The following is an 18,761-nucleotide window of genomic DNA, read 5'->3' on the forward strand; positions in this document are numbered from 1 at the left end:
CACTGAACCTAAAGCCGCCCACAACCAAGGACCCAAGATGACCCGCGTGATCGCCGGCGCAGCCGGCGGACGTCGCCTAGCCGTCCCACCGGGGACCGGTACGCGCCCCACCTCCGACCGTGCACGCGAAGGTCTCTTCTCCACCTGGCAGTCCCTCCTCGGCGGCCCCCTGGCCGGCGAGCGGGTTCTCGACCTGTACGCGGGATCCGGCGCCGTGGGCCTGGAAGCCCTCTCCCGAGGCGCGGGCCATGTCCTCCTCGTCGAGGCCGACGCCCGCGCCGCCCGCATCGTCCGGGAGAACGTGAAGAACCTCGGCCTCCCCGGCGCCGAAGTCCGGGCAGGTAAAGCAGAACAGATCATCCGCACAACCCCGCCTGAACAGCCGTACGACATCGTCTTCCTCGATCCGCCGTACCGAGTCTCAGATCACGATCTTCGGGAGATCCTGCTCACACTCCGCACCGAGGGCTGGCTAGCGCCGGAGGCTCTCGTCACCGTGGAGCGCAGTACCAGAGGCGGCGAGTTCGGCTGGCCGCCCGGCTTCGACGCGATCCGGGCCCGTCGTTACGGCGAGGGGACGTTTTGGTACGGTCGCGCCGCCTCTACGTGCGAAGACGCACGATGACCGGACCGGAGAGCGAGGGATCTCAAGTGCGCCGCGCCGTCTGTCCCGGGTCGTTCGACCCGATCACCAACGGACACCTCGACATCATTGGCCGCGCCTCCAGGCTGTATGACGAGGTCTACGTCGCGGTGATGATCAACAAGTCCAAGAAGGGCCTGTTCGAGATCGAGGAGCGGATCGACCTGATCCGCCAGGTCACCGCCGAATTCGAGAACGTCCGGGTCGAGGCCTTCCACGGCCTGCTCGTCGACTTCTGCAAGGAACGCGACATCCCGGCCATCGTGAAGGGACTGCGTGCGGTCAGCGACTTCGACTACGAACTGCAGATGGCCCAGATGAACAACGGCCTGACGGGTGTCGAGACGCTCTTCGTACCGACCAACCCCACCTACAGCTTCCTGTCGTCCTCCCTGGTCAAGGAGGTGGCGACCTGGGGTGGAGACGTCTCCCACCTGGTCCCGCCGGCGGTCTTCGAGGCCCTTGCCGAGCGCCTGAAGAAGGACTGAGCGGGCCGTATCACGGGCGCCCGGAAAACCACTGAGGAAACCCCCGGAGAATCCCCCGGAAGCTGACAATCCGTCACCCGCTGTCCGGCGGGCACCCCATGGCCGTACAGTCGACCCGTCCGTCTCCATCACAGCTGTAGAGAGTGGCGAGCACACGGTGGACGTGCAGAAGAAGCTCGACGAGATCGTCGCCGCGGTCTCCAGTGCCCGGTCGATGCCCATGTCGGCCTCGTGCGTGGTCAACCGCGCCGACCTGCTCGCGCTGCTCGAAGAGGTGCGCGAGGCGCTGCCCGGCTCCCTCGCGCAGGCCCAGGAGCTGATCGGCGGCCGTGAGCAGATGGTCGAGCAGGCCCGCCAGGAGGCCGAGCGGATCATCCAGACCGCGCACGCCGAGCGCGGCTCGCTGATCTCCGACACCGAGGTCGCCCGCCGCTCCCAGAGCGAGGCCGACCGCATCCTCGCCGAGGCCCGCAAGGAGGCCGAGGAGATCCGCGCCGAGGCCGACGAGTACGTCGACTCCAAGCTCGCCAACTTCGAGGTCGTCCTCACCAAGACCCTCGGCTCGGTCGGTCGCGGCCGCGAGAAGCTCCTCGGCACCGGACCCGGCCTCGACGAGCAGGGCTACGAGGACGAGGACGCCCCCGAGCGCAGCCACGACCCCGAGACCCTGCGCCGCACCGCCGACGAGTACGTGGACGTCAAGCTGGGCGCCTTCGAGGCAGTCCTCGCCAAGACCCTGGACGCGGTCGGCCGCGGCCGGCAGAAGCTGCACGGCCGTATCGCCTCGGACGACCTCGGCGCCCTCGCCGACGACCTCAGCACCGTCCAGCACTCCAGCGACGCCGACTACCTCTCCGGCCTCGCGGCCCTCGCCGAGCAGGACACCCAGGCCCCGCAGCAGCCCGAACAGCCCCAGCAGCCGGACTACGGCCAGCCGCAGCCGGCGTACGGCTACCAGCAGACCGCGCAGCAGGACCCGTACGGCGGCGGCTACCAACAGCAGGCCTACGCCCAGCAGGACGCCTACGGCTACCAGCAGGCCGACCCGTACGCCTACCAGGGCTACGACGCCCAGCAGCAGGCGTACGACCCGAACCAGGTGCCGCAGCAGGCCCAGCAGCCTCAACAGCCCCAGCAGGCCCAGCAGACCCAGCAGGGCTACGCCCTCGACGAGACCAGCCTCTTCGACACCGGCATGATCAGTGCCGAGCAGCTGCGGGCCTACGAGCAGGGGCGCGGCAACGGCTGAGGCCCCGGTGCCCAGCGGATTGGGACGAGAGCGAAAGGTCCAGTATCCTGGCTCTTCGGTCGCGTGTACGTCCGCGATCAATGCTGCCCGGGAAACATCAAGGGTGGCGTCCCTCTGAGCTCGAAGATCGAAAGCAGGAACGGCGTGACAGCCCGCCTCGACCACCGCAACCCTCTCGTGTTCGACACGCACGAGCTGGGCCGGCGGCCTGGTGCGCTGCAGCGCCTGACCCGCGAGATCGGCGCTCCCAAGGATCTCGGGATCCAGGGTGTCATCGGAGTGCCGGAAGGCGCACCGGTGGAGCTCGAGCTCCGGCTCGAGTCGGTCATGGAAGGTGTGCTTGTCACAGGCACCGCCCGTGCACAGGCCAAGGGGGAGTGCGTAAGGTGTCTGGAGCCGCTCGAGCTGGCGCTCGAAGCGGACTTCCAGGAGATGTTCTCGTACCCTGACGCCGACGACCGGGGCCGCGTCAAAGCGGAGCCGGCCGACGACGCCGAGGAAGACGAGGACAGGCTCTTCATCGAGGACGGCCTGTTCGACCTCGAACCCGTGCTGCGCGATGCGGTGGTGCTCGCACTGCCGATGCAGCCGGTGTGCCAGGAAGACTGCCCAGGTCTGTGCGCCGAGTGCGGCGTACGCCTTGCGGACGACCCGGACCACCATCACGACGCCGTCGACATTCGTTGGGCGGCACTGCAGGGACTCGCCGGTTCACTCGGAGACGGCGAGAAGGACGAGATGAGCGGCGGCGCGACTCAGTCAGCACGCGCCGACGAGAAGCAGGAGAAGTAGCCGTGGCTGTTCCGAAGCGGAAGATGTCGCGCAGCAACACGCGCCACCGCCGGTCGCAGTGGAAGGCTGCGGTCCCCAACCTGGTTGCGTGTGAGCGCTGCCACGAGCCCAAGCTGCAGCACATCGCGTGCCCGTCTTGCGGCACATACAACAAGCGCCAGGTCCTCGAGGTCTGAGCGGCTGGTGAGAGGCACTGTGTCCACGCCGAAGAAGAACTCTGCGGAGACCACGGCCTCGTCCCACACGCTGTTGGAAGGGCGGCTCGGGTACAAGCTCGAGTCCGCCCTTCTGGTGCGTGCGCTGACCCACCGGTCCTACGCATACGAGAACGGCGGTCTGCCGACGAACGAGCGGCTGGAGTTCCTGGGGGACTCCGTGCTCGGCCTCGTCGTCACGGACACGCTGTATCGCACCCACCCCGACCTGCCCGAAGGCCAGTTGGCCAAGTTGCGGGCCGCGGTGGTCAACTCGCGTGCGCTGGCGGAGGTCGGCCGCGGGCTCGACCTGGGCTCCTTCATCCGGCTCGGCCGCGGTGAAGAGGGCACGGGCGGCCGGGACAAGGCATCCATCCTCGCCGACACCCTGGAAGCGGTGATCGGCGCGGTCTATCTCGATCAGGGTCTGGACTCGGCGTCCGAGCTGGTCCATCGACTGTTCGACCCACTGATCGAGAAGTCCTCGAACCTCGGAGCCGGCCTGGACTGGAAGACCAGTCTCCAGGAGCTCACCGCGACCGAGGGGCTCGGCGTACCCGAGTACCTGGTCACGGAGACCGGCCCCGATCACGAGAAGACCTTCACTGCTGCCGCCCGCGTCGGAGGCGTCTCGTACGGCACCGGCACCGGCCGCAGCAAGAAGGAGGCGGAGCAGCAGGCAGCTGAATCCGCGTGGCGGGCCATCAAGGCCGCCGCGGAAGAGCGTGCCAAGGCTGCCAAGGCCGCGGCGGCGGAAGTCGAAGCGGTCAAGGCCGCAGCGGCGGAAGCCGAAGCGGCCGAGGCCGAGGTGGCGGAAGCCGCCGGAGGCGCCGACGAGGCGCAGGCCTCCGCCTGACGAATAGCGCAGGACGAGCGCCCGCCCCGCCTTGTGGGGCGGGCGCTCGGCTCGTACACCGGCTCGTTACGGGGAGATCCCATGCCCGAGTTGCCCGAGGTCGAGGTCGTACGGCGGGGCCTTGCGCGGTGGGTCGCCCAGCGCATCGTCGCCGAGGCCGAGGTTCTCCACCCGCGCGCGGTTCGCCGCCATCTCGCCGGCGCCGACGACTTCGTGCACCGCCTCAAGGGCCATCGCATCGGCACCCCCAGCCGCCGCGGCAAGTACCTGTGGCTGCCCCTGGAGGACACCCACCAGTCGATCCTGGCCCACCTCGGCATGAGCGGCCAGCTGCTGGTCCAGCCGCAGGCGGCACCCGACGAGAAGCACCTCAGGATCCGGGTGGGATTCGCCGACGACCTTGCCACGGAACTCCGCTTCGTCGACCAGCGCACCTTCGGCGGCCTGTCGTTGCACGACAACACCCAGGGCGGCCTGCCCGACGTCATCGCACACATCGCCCGCGACCCGCTCGACCCCCTCTTCGACGACGAGGCCTTCCACCAGGCGCTGCGCCGCAAGCGCACCACCATCAAACGGGCCCTGCTCGACCAGTCGTTGATCAGCGGCGTCGGCAACATCTACGCGGACGAGGCCCTTTGGCGCGCTCGCCTCCACTACGAGCGCCCCACCTCGACCTTCACCCGCCCGCGCACCGCCGAACTCCTGGGCCATGTGCGGGACGTGATGAACGCGGCCCTCGCGGTCGGCGGCACCAGCTTCGACAGCCTCTACGTCAACGTCAACGGGGAGTCGGGCTACTTCGACCGCTCGCTCGACGCGTACGGCCGTGAGGGCCTGCCCTGCAAGAGGTGCGGTACGCCGATGCGCCGCCGCGCCTGGATGAACCGGTCGAGCTACTTCTGCCCGAAGTGTCAGCGGGCGCCGCGCGTCTCGTCGTAGCGCGCCCGTGCCGTGAGCACGTCGTCCATGCGGCCCTCCACGAAATGGATGAGGGCCAGCAGGCGCTCGGCGACCTCGCGGCCGAGCGGGGTGAGTTCGTAGTCCACGCGCGGCGGGTTGGTCGGCTGGGCCTCGCGGTGCACCAGGCCGTCGCGCTCCAGTGCGTGCAGCGTCTGGGACAGCATCTTCTCGCTCACGCCGTCCACGCGGCGGCGCAGCTCGTTGAAGCGCAGCGACCCCTCGTACAGCGCGCCGAGCGTCAGTCCGCCCCAGCGGCCCGTGATGTGCTCCAGCGTGCCGCGCGAGGGGCAGGCCTTCGCGAACACGTTGAACGGCAGGTCCTGCTCGGCCGTCCGCTCCTGCGTGATGTCCATGCCTCAAGCGTACTCGGGTGCAGCGCTAACCAAAAGTTAGTGCTACGTCTCAGTACCCGAAGTCCTGCGTCCACCACGGCCCACCGGACCCGAGGTGGACACCCACGCCCAGCGTCTTGAAGTCGCAGTTCAGGATGTTGGCCTTGTGCCCGGGGCTGTTCATCCAGGCCTCCATGACGGCGGCCGCGTCGGCCTGGCCGCGGGCTATGTTCTCGCCGCCGAGGTCGGCTATCCCGGCTGCTTCGGCCCGGTCCCACGGAGTGGCCCCGCTGGGGTCGGTGTGGTCGAAGAAGCCCAGTGCGGCCATGGCGTCGCTGAAGTCCCGGGCCAGCGCGGCCAGCGCGCTGTTCGCGGAGACCGGGCTGCAGCCCACCTTCGCCCGCTCCTGGTTGACGAGCTTGAGCACCTGTGCCTCGGCCCTGGCCTCAGCGGACACCGTCACCGGGGCGCCGGTGTCCTTCTCCGGCGCCTTGGTGGCCGGGCGCGACGGGGTGGGGGTGGGCTTCGGCTTCTTGGTCTTGGCCGGCGGGGCCTTCGGCTCCTTGGTCGGAGTCTCGGCCGGCGCCGTGGACGCCGAGGCGGACGGCGCCGGCGAGGGCGAACGCTCGTCGCCCCGGCTCGTCGACTCGTCGGTCTCGCGGCTGTCGGCGGCGCCGGACGTGCCGCCCTGCTCGGTCGCGCTGTTCGAGGGCGTGTCCACGGCCTGCACGTTGTCGCCGCTGTCGCTGCCGCCGCCGAGCTGGTAGTTCTCCACGCCGGGCACCACACCCGTGGCGACCGCGACGGTGCCGATGGCGACCGCGGCGGAGACGCCGAGCAGTCCGGCGCGCACCGGACGCCCCGCCTTCTTCTTGCGGCGGTGGCCGGCGGCTCGCCGGCCACCCCCGTCGGGTGCCGCGTCAGGGAAGACGACGCGGTAGTCCTCGTCCGAGGCGAAGAGGTAGCGCTCGCTGCGCGCGGTGGTCTCGGCGTACGCCTCGGTGCTGAGGTAGGTCGCCTCGGTGTTGAGGTAGGGCGCCATGCCCGTGGTGGAACGGTCTGCCGCGTACGCGTCGTAGGCGTCGTACGAGTCCTGCGGGCCGTGGCTCCCTGTGCGGGAACCGTACGTTTCTGTGACCCCCGTGGCGCGGCCCGTGGCGGCGCGGCCGGCGGCTGAGCGTCGGTGGCGTCCCATGTCCTTGCCTTCCTCGTCCTGTGCGGTCGACTCGCCCATGCGGTCAACGCAACTCACTCGATCGAGTGAGTTTCATATGAGATTCATTGGGGCTGGACGGTACCGCATGGCGCTGGGTGAGGAAGTGCCCAGAGAGACATTGGCCCGTTAGGTTGCACTCATGAGCGAGGATGTGCGGTTGGTCGCCTGGGTGCGTGGACGCGTCCAAGGTGTGGGTTTTCGCTGGTTCACCCGGGCCAAGGCGCTCGAGATCGGCGGCCTGAGTGGTTTTGCTCTCAATTTGGAGGACGGACGGGTCCAGGTGGTCGCGGAGGGCCCGCGCGGAGCGTGCCAACGGCTCCTCGACTGGCTTGGGGGCGCCGACACGCCCGGCCGCGTCGAAGGAGTCACCGAGATCTGGGACACACCCCGCGGCGGCTACGACGGCTTCTCGATCCGCTGAGCGATTTCTGTAAAGCGCCCCAGGCGGAAGCGGAGGGACATGCCACTGGCAGCTGCCCCGAGCAGAAAGGGCCTGGTGGTTGCCAAGAACCGGTTGCCGTGGCAGGCTCCGCAGGCAAGGATGATCGTCACGCCCTGAGGGGCCCGCAGGAGCTGCAGCGCCGCCGCTTTCACGGCCGCGCGCCCCCGGGATGCCCGCCAAAGCAGGGCGTGATCGTGTTGACCGTCAAACTTTTTGGTGAGACGCTGAAAGCCCCGCGCACCTTAGCTGTTTGGCATGGAGAACGGCAGCACAACTCAACAGTGCCAAGCACCGCGGGTGCGAATCCCTCACGACCCACACCGCATCGGTCGGTCACTCAGTGTGGAGGACCATCCATCATGGCAAAGGCGCTTCTCGGTTACGTCGGCGGCTCCGACCCTCGACTCCTCGCCGAGATGCGACGGCTCCAGCAGCGTGTCCAGGACCTGGAATCCGAGCTCGGACGAATCCAGGCGGAGAACGACTCGCTGACGGCTGCCGCTTCTCACGACAGGATCATGGAGAGCATGGACTCTCACGACAGGGTCATGGAGAGCATTGACGCACACCAGGCGGAGCCTGCGCTCACCTGATCACTGCATCACACAACGACAGCAGTGGTTGGGCTGCCCGTATCAACCGCTAAGTTGTCAGAGTTTGCAAGGGACGCTTCGGCGTCCCTTCTTTCTTGCTCCCGCGCATCCTTTCACCCTCTTTAACGTCTGGTGTGCCCTGCACGTTCATGGGTGAAACCGCGGGGGTGCCCCAGGGTTCGGCGTCTGAGATACCGGCGGGAGGTAGAGTCCAGCGGCGTGCACCTCAAGGCCCTGACCCTCCGTGGGTTCAAGTCGTTCGCCTCGGCGACCACGCTCCGGTTCGAGCCGGGGATCACGTGTGTCGTCGGACCGAACGGCTCGGGCAAGTCCAATGTGGTGGACGCGCTCAGCTGGGTCATGGGTGAACAGGGCGCCAAGTCGCTGCGCGGCGGCAAGATGGAGGACGTCATCTTCGCCGGCACCACCGGCCGCCCGCCGCTGGGCCGCGCCGAGGTGTCCCTGACCATCGACAACTCCGACGGGGCGCTGCCCATCGAGTACGCCGAGGTCACCATCACGCGGATCATGTTCCGCAACGGCGGCAGCGAGTACCAGATCAACGGCGACACCTGCCGCCTGCTCGACATCCAGGAACTCCTCTCCGACTCCGGCATCGGCCGCGAGATGCACGTCATCGTCGGCCAGGGCCAGCTCGACTCCGTACTGCACGCTGACCCGATGGGCCGCCGCGCCTTCATCGAAGAGGCCGCGGGTGTGCTGAAACACCGCAAGCGCAAGGAGAAGGCCCTCCGGAAGCTGGACGCGATGCAGGCCAACCTCGCGCGCGTGCAGGACCTGACGGACGAGTTGCGCAGGCAGTTGAAGCCCCTGGGCCGCCAGGCGGCCGTGGCGCGCAGGGCCGCCGTCATCCAGGCCGACCTCCGCGACGCCCGCCTCCGCCTGCTCGCCGACGATCTCGTACGACTCCGAGAGGCGCTCAACGCCGAGGTCGCCGACGAGGCCGCGCTGAAGGAACGTAAGGAAGCCGCCGAGCTGGAGCTGAAGAAGGCGCTCCAGCGGGAGGCGCTCCTGGAGGACGAGGTACGGCAGCTCACGCCGCGACTCCAGCGCGCCCAGCAGACCTGGTACGAACTCTCCCAGCTCGCCGAACGCGTCCGCGGCACGATCTCGCTGGCCGACGCCCGCGTGAAGAGCGCCACCTCCGCGCCGCCCGACGAGCGCCGGGGCCGTGACCCCGAGGACATGGAGCGCGAGGCCAACCGGATCCGTGAGCAGGAGGCCGAGCTCGAAGCGGCCCTGGAGGCGGCCGAGCGGGCGCTGGACGACACGGTCGCGCACCGCTCCGAGCTGGAGCGCGAGCTGGCCATGGAGGAACGGCGCCTGAAGGACGTCGCCCGTTCCATCGCCGACCGCCGCGAGAGCCTCGCCCGGCTGAACGGCCAGGTCAACGCGGCCCGTTCGCGTGCCGCCTCCGCCCAGGCCGAGATCGACCGCCTCGCCGCCGCCCGCGACGAGGCCCAGGAACGCGCCGTCACCGCCCAGGAGGAGTACGAGACCCTCAAGGCCGAGGTCGACGGCCTGGACGCGGACGACGCGGAACTCGGCGAGCAGCACGAAGCGGCCAAGACAGCACTGACCGAGGCGGAAGCCGTCCTGACGGCGGCCCGCGAGGCGGCCACAGCAGCGGAACGCAAACGCGCCGCCACCCAGGCCCGCCATGAGGCGCTGGCGATGGGCCTGCGACGCAAGGACGGAACGGGCGCGCTGCTGGGCGCGAAGGACCGCCTCACCGGCCTGCTGGGCCCGGCGGCCGAGTTGCTGACGGTAACCCCCGGTTACGAGGTCGCGCTGGCAGCCGCGTTCGGAGCGGCGGCCGACGCGATCGCGGTGACGTCCCCGTCTGCCGCGGCGGACGCGATCCGCCTCCTGCGCAAACAGGACGGCGGAAGGGCTGCGCTACTGCTCGCCGGTGACGCAGACGCGCCCCAAAGGGGCGCGGGGAACGGCGCGACCAGCCACGAGGAGCCCGCAGACGCCCAACTACAGCACGCTGCCGAGCTGGTCCGCGGCCCGTCCGACCTCATGCCGGCCGTCCGACGGCTGCTCCACCGCATCGTCGTCGTCAGCACCCTCGAAGACGCCGAAGAGCTCGTCTACGCCCACCCCGACCTCACCGCCGTAACCGCCGAAGGCGACCTCCTGGGCGCCCACTTCGCGCACGGCGGATCCGCCGGAGCACCCAGCCTCCTCGAAGTGCAGGCCTCCGTGGACGAGGCCGCCGCCGAGCTGGAAGAACTGGCCGTGCGGTGCGAAGAGCTCACCGAGGCGCAACATGCCGCGACCGAGCGCCGTAAGGAGTGCACCGCACTCGTCGAAGCCGTGGGGGAGCGGCGCAGGGCCGCCGACCGGGAGAAGTCGGCCGTGGCGCAGCAGCTCGGACGGCTCGCCGGTCAGGCGCGCGGCGCCGCCGGGGAGGCCGAGCGGTCCACCGCGGCGGCGGCGCGGGCGCAGGAGGCGCTCGACAGAGCCGTAGAAGAAGCCGAGGAACTGGCCGAACGGCTCGCCGTCGCCGAGGAGATGCCGGTTGAGGAGGAGCCCGACACCTCCGTACGGGATCGGCTCGCCGCCGACGGCGCCAACGCACGCCAGACCGAGATGGAGGCCCGCCTCCAGGTCCGTACGCACGAGGAGCGGGTCAAGGGGCTCGCCGGCCGCGCCGACTCCCTCGACCGCGCCGCCCGAGCGGAGCGCGACGCACGCGCGCGTGCCGAGCAGCGGCGGGCGCGGATGCGGCACGAGGCGGCCGTCGCGGAAGCCGTCGCCTCCGGTGCCCGGCAACTGCTCGCGCATGTCGAGGTCTCCCTCACCCGTGCCGACGCGGAACGCACCGCGGCCGAGACCGCCAAGGCGCGGCGTGAGCAGGAGCTGACCGTCGCCCGTAACGCGGGGCGCGATCTCAAGTCCGAGCTGGACAAGCTGACCGACTCCGTCCACCGCGGCGAAGTGCTCGGCGCCGAGAAGCGGATGCGGATCGAGCAACTGGAGACCAAGGCGCTGGAGGAGCTGGGTGTCGAGCCGGCCGGCCTCGTCGACGAGTTCGGCCCGCATCAGCTCGTCCCGCCTTCGCTCCCGGCGGAGGGGGAGCAACTGCCGGACGACCCCGAGCATCCCCGCAACCAGCCCAAGCCGTTCGTCCGGGCCGAGCAGGAGAAGCGGCTCAAGTCCGCCGAGCGGGCCTATCAGCAGCTCGGCAAGGTCAACCCGCTGGCGCTGGAGGAGTTCGCGGCGCTGGAGGAGCGGCACCAGTTCCTCAGCGAGCAGCTGGAAGACCTGAAGAAGACCCGCGCCGACCTGCTCCAGGTCGTCAAGGAGGTCGACGAGCGCGTCGAGCAGGTCTTCACCGAGGCCTTCCGGGACACGGCCCGTGAGTTCGAGGGCGTCTTCAGCCGGCTCTTCCCGGGTGGTGAGGGACGGCTGATTCTTACCGATCCCGACAACATGCTCACCACGGGCGTCGATGTCGAGGCACGCCCGCCGGGCAAAAAGGTCAAGCGGCTCAGCCTGCTCTCCGGTGGCGAGCGCTCACTGACCGCCGTCGCGATGCTCGTGTCGATCTTCAAGGCCCGGCCCAGCCCGTTCTATGTGATGGACGAGGTCGAGGCCGCGCTCGACGACACCAACCTGCAGCGGCTGATCCGCATCATGCAGGAGCTGCAGGAAGCCTCGCAGCTGATCGTGATCACCCACCAGAAGCGGACGATGGAGGTCGCCGACGCGTTGTACGGCGTCTCCATGCAGGGCGACGGTGTGTCGAAGGTCATCTCCCAGCGGCTGCGCTAGATGCGTGCCGCCTACACCGGTTCTGACCAGCGGTTTGGGGATCATCCCTTCAACTCTTGAACGCAAGCCCCTCACACCTGCGGTGCATTCTCTTAACAAGGTCATATTGACTTCGAAACTTGAAGGAATAGCCTGAGCAACGTTGCTTTTACCTTCAGGTACCTTCTGGTGGACCTCGAAGGGCTGACCCCAACCGGCAGCGTTGCCGGTAGCCCGAGGAGTACACGTGACCAGCACAGCGCAGGCACCCAAGTCAGGAGCCGCTCCGGCTCATCCCGAACATCTCGGGCGCGTCGTCTTCATCGCCGCGGCGGCCGCGATGGGCGGCTTCCTCTTCGGCTACGACAGTTCCGTGATCAACGGCGCCGTCGAGGCCATTCGCGACCGCTATGACATCGGCTCGGCGGCGCTGGCGCAGGTCATCGCCATCGCCCTGATCGGCTGTGCCATCGGCGCCGCCACCGCCGGCCGGATCGCCGACCGCATCGGCCGTATCCGGTGCATGCAGATCTCCGCCGTGCTGTTCACCGTCAGCGCCGTCGGCTCGGCGCTGCCCTTCGCCCTGTACGACCTCGCCTTCTGGCGCGTCGTCGGCGGCTTCGCCATCGGCATGGCCTCCGTGATCGGCCCCGCCTACATCGCCGAGGTCGCCCCGGCCGAGTACCGCGGACGCCTCGGCTCCTTCCAGCAGGCCGCGATCGTCATCGGCATCGCCGTCTCGCAGCTGGTCAACTGGGGTCTGCTCAACGCCGCCGACGGCGACCAGCGCGGCCGGATCCTGGGCCTGGAAGCCTGGCAGGTCATGCTCGGCGTCATGGTGATCCCGGCCGTCATCTACGGCCTGCTGTCCTTCGCCATCCCCGAGTCCCCGCGCTATCTGATCTCCGTCGGCAAGCACGAGCAGGCACGCGAGATCCTCGCCGAGGTCGAGGGCAAGGACGTCGACTTCGACGTCCGGATCGCCGAGATCGAGCACGGCATGAACAGCGAGCACAAGTCCAGCTTCAAGGACCTGCTCGGCGGCTCCTTCTTCTTCAAGCCGATCGTCTGGATCGGTATCGGCCTGTCGGTCTTCCAGCAGTTCGTCGGCATCAACGTCGCGTTCTACTACTCGTCGACCCTGTGGCAGTCGGTCGGCGTCGACCCGACGGACTCGTTCTTCTACTCCTTCACGACGTCGATCATCAACATCGTCGGCACCGTGATCGCGATGCTCCTCGTGGACCGCGTCGGCCGTAAGCCGCTGGCCCTCGTCGGCTCCGTCGGCATGGTGATCGGCCTCGCGCTGGAGGCCTGGGCGTTCTCCTTCCACCTCGTCGACGGCAAGCTGCCGGCCACGCAGGGCTGGATCGCCCTGATCGCCGCCCACATCTTCGTCCTCTTCTTCGCCCTGTCCTGGGGTGTGGTCGTCTGGGTCTTCCTCGGCGAGATGTTCCCGAACAAGATCCGCGCCGCCGCCCTGGGCGTGGCCGCCGCCGCACAGTGGATCGCCAACTGGGCCATCACCGCGAGCTTCCCGTCGCTGGCCGACTGGAACCTCTCCGTCACCTACGTGATCTACACGGCCTTCGCGGCGCTCTCCATCCCGTTCGTCCTCAAGTACGTGAAGGAGACGAAGGGCAAGGCACTGGAGGAGATGGGCTGAGCCTCGTCAGAGACGTACCGCCCCGGCTCAGCCTTCGAGGTCATTGAGCCGGGGCAGTACGTTGTCGCAGAACAGCCGCAGGCTGCGCCACCCCTCCTCCACCGGCATCCCGCCCGACAGCGGATGCAGCACATAGTTGTCGAGCCCCTGCGCCACGCACTCGTCCGGCGTGAGGATCCGGTAGACGCCCTCGGCGCGCAGTTCGTCCACGGTCGTGGCCGCCGACTTCACCGCGGACCGTATACCGCCGGACTGCCAAGAGGCGTACGTCCGCGCCTCATGCAGGAAGTGGCCGCCGTACTCGCTCCACGCCCGGTCCGGGTCCTCGGCGATGTGCAGCAGCGGCTGCTCGGTGGCGGGCATCATGGTCCAGCCCTCGGTGCCGTACTCGACGAGCCGTTCCTTGTAGTACGTCTCCAGCTCCGGCAGATGCGCGCTGGGGAAGAACGGCAGGCCGAGCCGGGCGGCCCGGCGGGCGGCGGCCTGCGAGGAGCCGCCGACCAGGAGGAGGGGGTGCGGCTCGGTGAACGGGCGCGGGGTGACCCGGACCGTACGGCCCCGGTACTCGAACTCCTCGCCGGTCCAGGCCTTGAGGAGGGTGTCGAGGAGCTCGTCCTGGAGCCGCCCCCGCCGCTTCCACTCCACGTCGAACAGGGCGTACTCCTCCGGCCGGTAGCCGATCCCGGCGACGGTCACCAGCCGTCCGCCGCTCAGCAGATCCAGTACGGCGATGTCCTCGGCCAGCCGCAGCGGGTCGTGCAGCGGTCCGATGATCGCCGAGACTGTCACCGCGATCCTCCGGGTGGCGCCGAAGACGGCTCCCGCGAAGGCGAAGGGCGACGGCAGCCAGTTGTTCGCGGCGCCGTGGTGCTCCTCGGTCTGCACGGTGGTGATGCCGTGCTCGTCGGCGTACGCGGCCATCTCCAGCGCCGCTCGGTAGCGGGCGCTGAGCGAGGCGGGGGTCGCGCCGGGCTCGACGAGGTTGAAACGTACGACCGTGACGGGCATGGGAAGTCCCCCTTCGGCGGTGGATGCGAAGGGGGACGGTAGCTGACGGGGCGTCAGACTGCCAGAGGCTCGCCTTCCGACCGTGAGGAGGGTGTGTCACGGCCCACCGCATGGGCCGTGGCACACCCTGGGGACGCTGCAATGCGTACCCGACGAGTCCAAGCTGATACTGGACGCGTTGTGACTCCGCCCGTGAGGGGCTTCCGGCCGACGCGAAGTCGACCGCGGGCCAGCCCGGCCCGGCGGGGACCGCAGCCCCGCGTGGACAACGAACGGCCGAGGGGGAGGTCACGCCATACTGGAGCCTGTTATGGAAACCGTCATCCTTGTTGTAGTCATCGCCGTGGTCGTGCTCGCCGCGCTCGGCGGGCTCATCGTCGGCAGCCGGCGCAAGAAGCCGCTGCCTCCGCCGCCGCCCTCCGCGCCCGACATCACCGCCCCTCCGGCCGAGCCGCACGTCGGCGACGAGGCCGAAACGCCGCGCGAAGAACCGCGCCGCACGATAGAGGAGGTGGACCTTCCCGACGGCTCGGCCCCGGCCGCCGTCGCGGAACCGCCCGTCGTCGAAGAGCTTCCGCCGACCGAGATCGAGGTCCCGGAACCCACCGCGGGGCGCCTGGTGCGCCTGCGCGCCCGTCTCTCCCGCTCCCAGAACGCCCTCGGCAAGGGGCTGCTCACGCTGCTCTCGCGCGAGCACCTCGACGAGGACACCTGGGAGGAGATCGAGGACATCCTGCTCACCGCCGACGTCGGTGTGCAGCCCACCCAGGAGCTGGTCGACGGGCTGCGTGAGCGCGTCAAGGTGCTCGGTACCCGGACGCCGGAGCAGCTGCGCGGCCTGCTGCGCGAGGAGCTGCTCAAGCTGGTCGGCACCGACATGGACCGCGTCGTGAAGACCGAGCCGGAGGGCCGCAAGCCCGGCATCGTGATGGTCGTCGGCGTCAACGGCACCGGCAAGACCACCACCACCGGCAAGCTCGCCCGGGTGCTCGTCGCCGACGGCAACAGCGTCGTCCTGGGTGCCGCCGACACCTTCCGTGCCGCCGCCGCCGATCAGCTGCAGACCTGGGGTGAGCGGGTCGGCGCGTACACCGTGCGCGGGCCCGAGGCCGGCGACCCCGCCTCCGTCGCCTTCGACGCGGTCAAGGAGGGCAAGGAGATGGGCACCGATGTCGTCCTCATCGACACCGCCGGGCGCCTGCACACCAAGACCGGCCTCATGGACGAGCTCGGCAAGGTCAAGCGGGTCGTGGAGAAGCACGCTCCGCTGGACGAGGTGCTGCTCGTGCTGGACGCCACCACCGGCCAGAACGGTCTGGTGCAGGCCCGCGTCTTCGCCGAGGTCGTCGACATCACCGGCATCGTCCTGACCAAGCTGGACGGTACGGCCAAGGGCGGCATCGTGATCGCCGTGCAGCGCGAGCTGGGCGTGCCGGTCAAGCTGGTCGGCCTCGGCGAGGGTGCCGATGATCTCGCGCCGTTCGAGCCGGAGGCGTTCGTGGATGCGCTCATTGGAGAGTGAGTGCCGCGTCGGCCGTACGAGAGCGCCCGCCCCGAAGCTGGAGGCGGGCGCTTCGCTGTGTACGCCTACGCCCGGGACCTGTGCGCCACGTACGCCAGCGTCCCCAGCAGCAGCCGGGCCTCCGGTGGCCGGGTCGCCGAGTCCAGCTCGGGGGAGCGCAGCCAGCGCACCGGGCCCAGGCCGGCCCGGTCGGACGGCGGGGCGGTGATGTACGTACCCGGGCCGAGGCCGTGCAGGTCGAGGGAGGTCGGGTCGTCCCAGCCCATGCGGTAGAGCAGTTCGGGGAGTTCGGTGGCGGCGCCGGGGGCGACGAAGAAGTGGGCGCGGCCCTCGGGGGTCGCCGTGACCGGGCCGACGGGCAGGCCCATGCGCTCCAGCCGGGCCAGGGCGTGGCGCCCGGCGGGCTCGGCGACCTCGATGACGTCGAACGTCCGGCCGACCGGCAGCATCGCCGAGGCACCGGGGAACTCACCCCAGGACTCGGTCACTTGGTCGAGGGTCGCGCCGGCGGGTACCTCCGGCGCGAAGTCCAGCGGATGTGCCCCCGGCGCGCGGCAGTCGGAGTGGCCGCAGGAGCAGGCGCCCCCCGCGGCCCGCGCGCCCGGCACCACGTCCCAGCCCCAGAGCCCGGTGAACTCGGCCACGGCGGTGCACTCCGACGTGCGGCCGCGGCGGCGCGAGCCGGACCGGATGTCGCGGATGCCCCGACTGCTGCCGATCGTGAAGCCCATGCCCCCTCCAACGGGTCCGACGCACCGGTGGTTACGAGACCGACCCGGAATGTGACTGACCGTGTCCTCGCCTCCGTGCCAAGCGGCGCCTTCGAGCGGCTCGGGTGGTGCGCCCGGCTGCGTGCGCCCCTGAGTGCACCGTTCCGCCCACTCCTGGCCGTCCTATGTCAAGTGAATCGCGTACGAGCCACCGTGAGTTCATTCGAAGGGGTGGCGAATGGTGGCGTTTCCGGGATCGCCATGGCTGGAGGCGTGATCGTAGGATTACTTTGAGTGCACGAGTCCTGGGGGCACATGCACTCGTGGGTATGCCGGAGGCAACTCGGGTTTCCGTTCGAAGGGTGACAACTGCCGGACGGACGGCCCTATTTACCGGCATTCTGATAGGGCTTGGCGCACTCGGCGACAAGTGGTCTCAGGGATGGGGGCGTTCCAGTGGGCGGCAACGGAAGCGGTACGAACGCTGACAAGCGCCCCAATGAGCTGCTCGGCTCGTGGTTCGTGCGCAGCGGCTGGTCCAAGGGCGAGCTCGCGCGGCAAGTGAACCGCAGGGCACGCCAGTTGGGGGCCAACCACATCTCCACCGACACCTCGCGGGTGCGTCGCTGGCTGGACGGCGAGAATCCGCGCGAGCCGATCCCCCGGATCCTGTCCGAGCTGTTCTCCGAGCGGTTCGGATGTGTCGTCTCCGTCGAGGACCTGGGACTGCGCGCCGCCCGCCAGTCACCGTCCGTGTCCGGAGTCGACCTCCCCTGGACGGGCCCGCAGACCGTGGCCCTGCTCAGCGAGTTCTCGCGCAGCGACCTGATGCTGGCGCGGCGCGGCTTCCTCGGAACCTCGCTGGCCCTCTCCGCGGGCCCGTCCCTCATCGAGCCGATGCAGCGCTGGCTGGTGCCGGCGCCGCAGGCCCCGCAGCAGGAGGCCGGGTCCGTCCCGTCCTCACGCGCGCGTGGCCGGCTGTCCAAGCCCGAGCTGGAGCTCCTCGAGTCCACCACCGTGATGTTCCGCCAGTGGGACGCCCAGTGCGGCGGCGGCCTGCGCCGCAAGGCCGTCGTCGGCCAGCTGCACGAGGTGACCGACCTCCTCCAGGAGCCCCAGCCCGAGTCCACCACCCGCAAGCTGTTCAAGGTCGCCGCCGAGCTGGCGGAGCTGGCCGGCTGGATGTCGTACGACATCGGACTCCAGCCCACCGCGCAGAAGTACTTCGTCCTCGCCCTGCACGCCGCGAAGGAAGCGGGCGACAAGCCGCTCGGCTCGTACATCCTGTCCAGCATGAGCCGCCAGATGATCCACCTCGGGCGGCCTGATGACGCGCTGGAGCTGATCCACCTCGCGCAGTACGGCAGCCGGGACTGCGCGAGCCCCCGTACCCAGTCGATGCTGTATGCGATGGAGGCCCGGGCCTACGCCAATATGGGCCAGCCCGGCAAGTGCAAGCGGGCGGTGCGGATGGCCGAGGACACCTTCGGCGAGGCCGGCGAGTGGGACGAGCCCGACCCCGACTGGATCCGGTTCTTCTCCGAGGCCGAGCTGTACGGCGAGAACTCCCACTCCTTCCGCGATCTCGCCTATGTGGCGGGCCGCAGCCCCGCCTACGCGTCCCTCGCGGAGCCCCTGATGCAGCGGGCCGTCGACCTCTTCGCCAAGGACGACGAGCACCAGCGGTCGTATGCGCTGAACGCGATCGGGATGGCTACCGTGCATCTGCTGCGACGGGAGCCCGAGCAGGCATCCGTCCTCGCGGTCGAGGCCATGCAGATCGCCAAGAAGGTCCGCTCCGAGCGGGTGAACACTCGTATCCGAAAGACGGTCGACACGGCCGTACGCGACTTCGGTGATCTCGCCGAGGTCGTGGACCTCACCGACCGGCTCGCCATCGAGCTGCCCGAGACCGCCGAAGCGGTCTGATACCTCAGAACCCCGGCCGCGGCCGGCCCTCCCGACTGCCCGACTCGGCTCCCCCATGCCAGGTCATTCGGAAGGCCGCCCGCGGCCGGTCTCCTTTTTGCGCCTAAACCGGCGCCGCTCTCGCGGATGTGGCTGGTCGCCGTAGGGGGTTCCTCAATGGATGGTTGCGGTAGCAGTCATCGAAGGTTGCGCCACGATAACGATCGACCCGGCCACAATCCGGCAGTTCATCGACGCGTAACACGCAGGGCGTCTTCGTCACGTCGGCGAAACAACGAGGGGCTTCCATCGAAACGGCGCTGCGCCAATCTCATGGCGCATAAACCGGCCCACCCCTCAAATCCGCTCAAGGCTTCGCCCGCACGGGGCCGTACC

17 protein-coding genes are annotated in these 18,761 nt (G+C 69.5%); 13 read left to right on the top strand and 4 right to left on the bottom strand.

The genetic code is table 11. The annotated features are described in order from the left end of the window. Positions 1-37 precede the first annotated feature (37 nt). The 7 genes from rsmD to mutM all read left to right on the top strand — a co-directional run bounded on the left by rsmD (position 38) and on the right by mutM (position 5,164). Complete coding sequence (gene rsmD / locus AB0I98_RS36610) at positions 38-625, top strand: 16S rRNA (guanine(966)-N(2))-methyltransferase RsmD (protein ID WP_362949417.1); 588 nt, start codon at positions 38-40, stop codon at positions 623-625. Positions 626-651: 26 nt separating this feature from the next. Next, positions 652-1,131, top strand: coding sequence for a pantetheine-phosphate adenylyltransferase (gene coaD, locus AB0I98_RS36615; protein WP_362949467.1), 480 nt, complete (start codon positions 652-654; stop codon positions 1,129-1,131). A gap of 157 nt (positions 1,132-1,288) precedes the next feature. After that, entirely contained in the window at positions 1,289-2,380 is a 1,092-nt protein-coding gene (locus tag AB0I98_RS36620; RefSeq protein WP_362949419.1) for an ATP synthase F0 subunit B, read from the top strand. A gap of 144 nt (positions 2,381-2,524) precedes the next feature. Next, entirely contained in the window at positions 2,525-3,172 is a 648-nt protein-coding gene (locus AB0I98_RS36625; protein ID WP_328371875.1) for a YceD family protein, read from the top strand. Between the two features lie 2 nt (positions 3,173-3,174). Beyond that, positions 3,175-3,348 (top strand): 50S ribosomal protein L32, encoded by a 174-nt coding sequence (rpmF, locus tag AB0I98_RS36630; protein ID WP_073491177.1) that lies wholly within the window; start codon positions 3,175-3,177, stop codon positions 3,346-3,348. Between the two features lie 19 nt (positions 3,349-3,367). Then, positions 3,368-4,222, top strand: a complete 855-nt coding sequence (gene rnc / locus AB0I98_RS36635; protein WP_362949469.1) for a ribonuclease III — start codon at positions 3,368-3,370, stop codon at positions 4,220-4,222. Positions 4,223-4,303: 81 nt separating this feature from the next. After that, positions 4,304-5,164: a bifunctional DNA-formamidopyrimidine glycosylase/DNA-(apurinic or apyrimidinic site) lyase gene (mutM, locus tag AB0I98_RS36640; RefSeq protein WP_362949420.1), complete on the top strand. Its 861-nt coding sequence runs from the start codon at positions 4,304-4,306 to the stop codon at positions 5,162-5,164. On the opposite strand, the gene AB0I98_RS36645 is transcribed toward mutM, so the two are convergent. Both AB0I98_RS36645 and AB0I98_RS36650 read right to left on the bottom strand, forming a co-directional pair. After that, positions 5,137-5,538 (bottom strand): helix-turn-helix domain-containing protein, encoded by a 402-nt coding sequence (locus tag AB0I98_RS36645; RefSeq protein ID WP_362949422.1) that lies wholly within the window; start codon positions 5,536-5,538, stop codon positions 5,137-5,139. The genes mutM and AB0I98_RS36645 overlap by 28 nt on opposite strands. A 49-nt stretch (positions 5,539-5,587) precedes the next feature. Then, a complete protein-coding gene (locus AB0I98_RS36650) occupies positions 5,588-6,712 on the bottom strand; it encodes a CAP domain-containing protein (RefSeq protein ID WP_362949470.1) in 1,125 nt (374 codons plus the stop codon). A 160-nt stretch (positions 6,713-6,872) separates the two neighbouring features. Between AB0I98_RS36650 and AB0I98_RS36655 the strand changes: the two genes are divergently transcribed. The 4 genes from AB0I98_RS36655 (at position 6,873) to AB0I98_RS36670 (ending at position 13,217) form a co-directional block, all read left to right on the top strand. After that, the gene (locus tag AB0I98_RS36655; protein ID WP_362949423.1) at positions 6,873-7,154 is read left to right on the top strand and encodes an acylphosphatase; all 282 of its coding nucleotides are present in this window, start codon (positions 6,873-6,875) and stop codon (positions 7,152-7,154) included. Positions 7,155-7,534: 380 nt separating this feature from the next. After that, the gene (locus AB0I98_RS36660) at positions 7,535-7,768 is read left to right on the top strand and encodes a hypothetical protein (RefSeq protein WP_210577425.1); all 234 of its coding nucleotides are present in this window, start codon (positions 7,535-7,537) and stop codon (positions 7,766-7,768) included. A 219-nt stretch (positions 7,769-7,987) separates the two neighbouring features. Further along, positions 7,988-11,572, top strand: coding sequence for a chromosome segregation protein SMC (gene smc / locus AB0I98_RS36665; RefSeq protein ID WP_362949425.1), 3,585 nt, complete (start codon positions 7,988-7,990; stop codon positions 11,570-11,572). A gap of 226 nt (positions 11,573-11,798) precedes the next feature. Beyond that, on the top strand, positions 11,799-13,217 hold the full coding sequence (locus AB0I98_RS36670; protein ID WP_362949427.1) for a sugar porter family MFS transporter: 1,419 nt from the start codon (positions 11,799-11,801) through the stop codon (positions 13,215-13,217). Positions 13,218-13,244: 27 nt separating this feature from the next. Here the strand turns inward: AB0I98_RS36670 and AB0I98_RS36675 are convergent, their stop codons facing one another. Beyond that, complete coding sequence (locus AB0I98_RS36675; protein ID WP_362949429.1) at positions 13,245-14,225, bottom strand: LLM class flavin-dependent oxidoreductase; 981 nt, start codon at positions 14,223-14,225, stop codon at positions 13,245-13,247. Between the two features lie 310 nt (positions 14,226-14,535). On the opposite strand from AB0I98_RS36675, the gene ftsY reads away from it, so the two are divergent. After that, on the top strand, positions 14,536-15,747 hold the full coding sequence (ftsY, locus tag AB0I98_RS36680) for a signal recognition particle-docking protein FtsY (RefSeq protein ID WP_362949430.1): 1,212 nt from the start codon (positions 14,536-14,538) through the stop codon (positions 15,745-15,747). A gap of 65 nt (positions 15,748-15,812) precedes the next feature. Here ftsY and AB0I98_RS36685 read toward each other — a convergent pair whose 3' ends face one another. Beyond that, entirely contained in the window at positions 15,813-16,478 is a 666-nt protein-coding gene (locus AB0I98_RS36685) for a bifunctional DNA primase/polymerase (protein WP_362949432.1), read from the bottom strand. A gap of 435 nt (positions 16,479-16,913) precedes the next feature. Between AB0I98_RS36685 and AB0I98_RS36690 the strand changes: the two genes are divergently transcribed. Continuing rightward, on the top strand, positions 16,914-18,386 hold the full coding sequence (locus tag AB0I98_RS36690) for a hypothetical protein (RefSeq protein WP_362949433.1): 1,473 nt from the start codon (positions 16,914-16,916) through the stop codon (positions 18,384-18,386). The last annotated feature ends 375 nt before the right edge of the window (positions 18,387-18,761 follow it).

The sequence above is a fragment of the Streptomyces sp. NPDC050211 genome (assembly GCF_040656035.1).
Classification (GTDB): Bacteria; Actinomycetota; Actinomycetes; order Streptomycetales; family Streptomycetaceae; genus Streptomyces.

What these genes read in the sequence shown, in the direction of transcription:
- rsmD (WP_362949417.1), top strand. Translation starts at nt 38, where the DNA reads ATGACCCGCGTGATCGCCGGCGCAGCCGGCGGACGTCGCCTAGCCGTC.
- AB0I98_RS36655 (WP_362949423.1), top strand. Translation starts at nt 6,873, where the DNA reads ATGAGCGAGGATGTGCGGTTGGTCGCCTGGGTGCGTGGACGCGTCCAA.
- AB0I98_RS36650 (WP_362949470.1), bottom strand. Translation starts at nt 6,712, where the DNA reads ATGGGACGCCACCGACGCTCAGCCGCCGGCCGCGCCGCCACGGGCCGC.
- AB0I98_RS36675 (WP_362949429.1), bottom strand. Translation starts at nt 14,225, where the DNA reads ATGCCCGTCACGGTCGTACGTTTCAACCTCGTCGAGCCCGGCGCGACC.
- AB0I98_RS36685 (WP_362949432.1), bottom strand. Translation starts at nt 16,478, where the DNA reads ATGGGCTTCACGATCGGCAGCAGTCGGGGCATCCGCGACATCCGGTCC.
- ftsY (WP_362949430.1), top strand. Translation starts at nt 14,536, where the DNA reads ATGGAAACCGTCATCCTTGTTGTAGTCATCGCCGTGGTCGTGCTCGCC.
- AB0I98_RS36645 (WP_362949422.1), bottom strand. Translation starts at nt 5,538, where the DNA reads ATGGACATCACGCAGGAGCGGACGGCCGAGCAGGACCTGCCGTTCAAC.
- mutM (WP_362949420.1), top strand. Translation starts at nt 4,304, where the DNA reads ATGCCCGAGTTGCCCGAGGTCGAGGTCGTACGGCGGGGCCTTGCGCGG.
- AB0I98_RS36660 (WP_210577425.1), top strand. Translation starts at nt 7,535, where the DNA reads ATGGCAAAGGCGCTTCTCGGTTACGTCGGCGGCTCCGACCCTCGACTC.